The organism is Dietzia sp. NPDC055343, from assembly GCF_053645265.1.
Genome location: NZ_JBSHMJ010000078.1, coordinates 1 through 4,828, shown reverse-complemented (window position 1 = coordinate 4,828; position 4,828 = coordinate 1). Strand labels below are relative to the sequence as shown.

The 4,828-nt window shown below is 63.4% G+C and carries 5 protein-coding genes; 3 read left to right on the top strand and 2 right to left on the bottom strand.

Annotation, left to right across the window (positions count from 1 at the left end):
• On the bottom strand, window positions 1-360 hold a 360-nt coding region (locus tag ACWIE7_RS18235; RefSeq protein WP_454070195.1), incomplete at its 3' end, for a hypothetical protein.
• A gap of 307 nt (window positions 361-667) precedes the next feature.
• Here ACWIE7_RS18235 and ACWIE7_RS18230 point away from each other — a divergent pair.
• The 3 genes from ACWIE7_RS18230 to ACWIE7_RS18220 all read left to right on the top strand — a co-directional run bounded on the left by ACWIE7_RS18230 (window position 668) and on the right by ACWIE7_RS18220 (window position 4,371).
• Window positions 668-1,450, top strand: a complete 783-nt coding sequence (locus tag ACWIE7_RS18230; RefSeq protein ID WP_230931463.1) for a ParA family protein — start codon at window positions 668-670, stop codon at window positions 1,448-1,450.
• Between the two features lie 560 nt (window positions 1,451-2,010).
• Window positions 2,011-2,226, top strand: coding sequence for a toxin-antitoxin system HicB family antitoxin (locus tag ACWIE7_RS18225; protein WP_378002173.1), 216 nt, complete (start codon window positions 2,011-2,013; stop codon window positions 2,224-2,226).
• A gap of 822 nt (window positions 2,227-3,048) precedes the next feature.
• Window positions 3,049-4,371 (top strand): hypothetical protein, encoded by a 1,323-nt coding sequence (locus ACWIE7_RS18220; protein ID WP_454070194.1) that lies wholly within the window; start codon window positions 3,049-3,051, stop codon window positions 4,369-4,371.
• 256 nt (window positions 4,372-4,627) lie between these two features.
• On the opposite strand, the gene ACWIE7_RS18215 is transcribed toward ACWIE7_RS18220, so the two are convergent.
• Window positions 4,628-4,828 (bottom strand): helix-turn-helix transcriptional regulator (locus ACWIE7_RS18215; RefSeq protein ID WP_454070193.1); only part of this gene is annotated, 201 nt, incomplete at its 5' end.

Genomic DNA, 4,828 nt, shown 5'->3' with positions numbered 1-4,828 from the left:
GCGCCACGACCACACTGACAGTCCCACCAGGACTAGCGCGGCGATTGGCAGGATCCACCGCCCCAGCAGAAAAGCTTGGAGCTGCCACAGCTGCTCGTCACTCAAAAACTGTAGGCCGCTGCCCCGGTCCGCCAGCGACATGTACATCGTCCAGGCACTGGCCGCACTGATCCCCGGTAGCCACATGTGGAGCGACCCGGCCACCAAGAGCACCGCCATCGGGAAGAACACCCAGAACCACGAGAAGCCCTCGCGATTCTGCGCGGCGTGCCGAGGCGGGACGGCAGCTCTGACCAGCACGACCATCAACACGGCGAACGTCCACACCCCCACCATCACGCTGCCGGCAACCGCCATCATCAATGACACCAGACCCAATCAATCGCGGTTAGTGCTGGTATGCGCATTTCCGTGGCCTTCGCCGTGGTGGAGGACTGTCAGTCGAGCCGCAGTTAGCTACTGTAGCAATGCGCGCAATGCTAGCACTGCTAGCTAGCCTGGCACGTATAGTTACGTGCGCTTTGCGAGTTTCCATTGCACAGATAACTATGAGAGGTAACGTAGCTAGAGATGCAGCACTAGCTACCAACGAGTACCTCAGTGCACATACATGGCCAGCCAAACTAGCGGCTACCTCTGGCTGGCATCCACTTCGAGAGGAACGTACATGATCCGAAAGTTAGCGCTCTGTAATCAGAAGGGCGGCGTCGGCAAAACTGCAACGACGCTCGGGCTGGCTAGTGCGCTGAGCGCTCAAGGGCGCAACGTTCTGATTGTGGACGTCGATCCCCAAGGGAACTCCACCACGGGACTCGGTGTCGAAATCACGGACGGCATGATGACCACGTTCGACCTCATGAACCGAACAGCTTCGGGATCTGCGGCCGACGCCGTCATCGCAACTCCATGGGACAGGGTTGACCTCATCCCGTCCAACGAAGCACTAGCCAACATCGAATCAGACGGCGCCAACGATTTGATCTTCCGCCTCGACATCGCATTCGAGGGGCTCGACCTCTCGCCCTACGACGCGGTCCTCTTCGATTGTCCACCGTCACTGGGGAAGTTGCTCTTTGCCGTGCTGTGCGCAGTCGACGGGGTCATTGCTGTGACCGAGCCGACCATCGACAGCGTCCGGGGGATCGAGAACCTTCAGGAAACGATCCGCAATGTTCAGAGACGACCGAACCCCCGGCTCGTAATGGAAAAAATCGTCCTTAGCCGTAAACGGGCCACCGGGGAGCACCAATTCCGCGAACGCGAGTTGCGTAGCACTTACGGAGAACTGGTCGCGAAGACCGCCATTCCGGAACTTACCGCCCGACAGGACGCACATAGCACTCACACGCCGATCCACAAGTTTACTGGCGGCAAGGCATTGGCTCTCCAGGTGGCTTACACAGATCTACTTTCCGAGCTGGCGATCGACATCGAAGGAAACGCAGCATGAGCGTCCAGCGTGAACCCGCAATCCGACGAGCTGCCCACCCCGCAGCAGACTTGCCAGAGCGGCCTACCCCGGCCACCACACCGGCCGCTGCCGTGCCGCTTCCCTCCCCACAGCCAACCCAGCCAGCTGGGCGAGGGGAGGAGCGACTGACGGAGCAGCACAATGTCCGGCTGCGCCCATCAACGAAAGCGCGGCTACTCCGCGCTGTCGACAAGCTTCGCTACGAGACAGGCGACCGCTCTATAAGCATCGCATCTATCACCGACATCGCAATCGTCGAGTACTTGGAGTCTCGAGACTGCTGATCAGGAATCAACAGTCTTGAGCAGCATCGGATCGGGCGCCGGCGCCCACTAGCGCCCTCCGAATGGCGCTGGTTCTGGTCGATGCTCTCAGACCAATGCCAAACTCGAGTTTCAAGCGAGGATGGCGGGCCGCCGACCCACGATCGACTGACTCCTGAACTTCAGCCTGCCGTCCCACGCACTATCTACCGTCATTTTTGACGTCGTGAGCGTGTCGCACCCATTTCTGACGTCAGGCATGCGAATTTTGACGTCATGGCGACCACACGTTCTGGGCCGGGCAGACCAGCCCTAGGGGAGCGGACACGCATGACGGTCCGCGTACCTTCGGATGTTTACGACGCGCTTCGACGTGAAGCCAAAGCACGTGGCATCTCCATGAACCAGTATGTAGCCGAAGTCGCTGCGACACACCTCGGCATGCCCGAAGCCGTGTCGAATTTTGACGACCAGGAGGCGATCCCAGCGTGAAGTAGTCAGATCTGTGACTGACAACTAAAGATCATGCAATCCGCAAAATGACTGATCCCGGCCCACTGACCGGTGGACCGGGATCGAAAGTCAAGAGTTTGAGTTGGCGCTCGAACTCGGGGTTGCTCACCATTTAGGAGAGCTGTGCTTCCAGGCACCTCTCAGGGTAGGTCATACCTTCCGGACGGTCCAGTCGTTCCGGACGGCGTGTCCTATTCTGATACCAGAAAAACCGCATCCCATCAGGCCAACACGTGGTGGGAATCAGTGGCGAGTGCGTGGAGTCCGCGCCCGTATGTGCGTGTCGATCCACGCAAAGCGCACACCTTCTCGACAACTCGACGCTTCACCGACGGCGCCCCCGGCCCGGATGTGCCATATGCGCTGCATTTGACCGATGACGCCGGCCGCTTTCGCCTGCTTGCTCTGGACTTTGACGCCCATCACGCAGGCTCCACCGCCACCGCAGACCTCGCCAACTGCACCTCCGCTTTGACCGCCACCGGGGTCGAACATCTGGTGTGCTCATCCGGGCCCGGTGGGGGATACCACGTGTGGATCCGCCTCAGTGCCGCGATCTCACCGGCCCGGCTCGCACCACTAGTGGACGCATTCGCCGCCGCCTGGCCTTCACTTGACCGCGGACCTCTGGCAAACCCTCGCACCGGCTGCGTTCGCGCTCCGGGCTCGCCCCACCGCTCCGGCGGAGCCTCGGTCCCTCTCAGTAGCACCGACATTCGCCCCGCATCTCTTCGAGCCTTACATCGGGTTACCGAACACCTCGACACGCGTCCGAGTCCCATTTCAGGGCCGCATCCGCAGGTGACGACCCGGCCGGTGCATGTTGATATCCAGGGGCGTCCGTACCTGGCCGGCCCACGCCGACCGCTCGCCGCCAGGATTCGCGCTCTCGCCGACACCCCGATCGCTGCTGGCACAGATGCTTCAGCGATTGGGTGGTCAATCCTGCTGGCCTGCGCACATGCCCGTATGCAACACCGAGACCTCGCCGAGGCAGCATTCACGGCGCAGTGGCCGGGTCTGGAGTTCCTGCGCACCCGCCGCACAGCAGGCGGCCGGACCCCGCGCCTGGACGCCGAGCAGGAGCTCGCACGTCAGTGGACCAAAGCCGTCACCGCGGCCAGCTACACCGGCCCCGCCACCTGCACCACCAGCCCAGCCCGGCACACCGTGGAACAGACCGTCGCAGACCTGTTAACCCGAATGGACAGCAAACCGCAGCAGTGGCAGGGAAAAACCGGGTCCCAGGCACGCCTGGTCCTGCTCGCCCTAGCCGCCCGCACCCTCGATGCCGCCACGGAAGAAGTCCATTTCTCCGAAAGAGATTGGGCCTTGGCAGCGGGCCTGGCCCGAGACACCGTCGCAGACCGGCTTAAAGACCTGACCGACCGCCGCTGGATCCGGCGCACCCAGCGAGCAGTGGGCCCGTGGGCCGCGACCTGGGGGCTGGTAGCGCACGGGGGCGGGGAGACAAGAAGTGGCGCAGTATTTTCCCCAGCCCTTGAGCAGCGGCTGCGAGCAGAGCTGGAATCCGCCCGCGCGGACATCTGGCATGCCCGTTCGCTAGGGGTGCTCGGCTTGCGGGTGTGGGATCTGCTGCGCACGCAGCGCCTGCCGGTGCGGCAGATCGCCGCTCGTCTTGGGATCTGCGCGGCAACGGTGCGCAGCAAGCTTGGCGCACTCCAGGCGTACGGCTTGTGCACCTCGAACGGGCGCGTCTACCAGGGCCGCTCCCGGTTAGCCCGGGCAGCGGCGCTAGCTGGGGTGACGGGAGCGCATGCAGATCGGATGCGGTTGTACCGGTTGCAGTCGGCGGTATTTGTGTGGTGGTTCACCACCCGCTACCAGCAAGATCAATCCGACGCGCTAGGGGAGTGGGGCCACTTCCCGACTCCCGGTGAGGCCGAGCAGGTCCACCCGGTCGACATTGCGCTGGCCTACGGAGCAACAGCCACCGGCCCGCCGGTGGAAGCAACCACGTGGGGGGCCGCAATGGCTGCTCAAGACCGGCATCGGGAGGCTGACCCGGCAAGCTGGTGGGAGCTGGTTGCCGCGGCCCGTGCTGCCCTGCCCGCCCCAGATGTGCTGGCCGCCCCTCACCAGTGGTCGAGCGCCGCAGCCTGATCCTGGCCAGAGGTCGTGGCTCAGAGGGACGCTCACCACAGGGCAGGGGAGAAGACGATGGGTTCCTGTTCCGCGGTGTGGGTGTCGTGTTGGTGTTCTGCGGCTCGGTGGCCAAGGAACAACACAGCGAAGACGCTAGGGGCGTAGTCGGTGCCGGCTGGAGCTTCGGGCGGATCGGAGGTGGCGGTGTCGGTCCGGTGGGAACTGATCACCACTGCCAGCAAAGTCGCCTGAACGCGCGCCAACGCACATGTGGTCAGGGAGCAGGCGGGCGGTGCAGGCCTTCTACTAGGTGGGCGGGATCGACGCGCAGCGCGGCGGCAAGACTGAGCAGGTTCAGCAGTCCGACATTGCGTTCACCGCGTTCGACCGAGCCAACGTAGGTGCGGTGTAGACCGCACGCTTCCGCCAACGCCTCTTGTGACAGTCCGGTACCTGCGCGTGCGGTGCGGACACG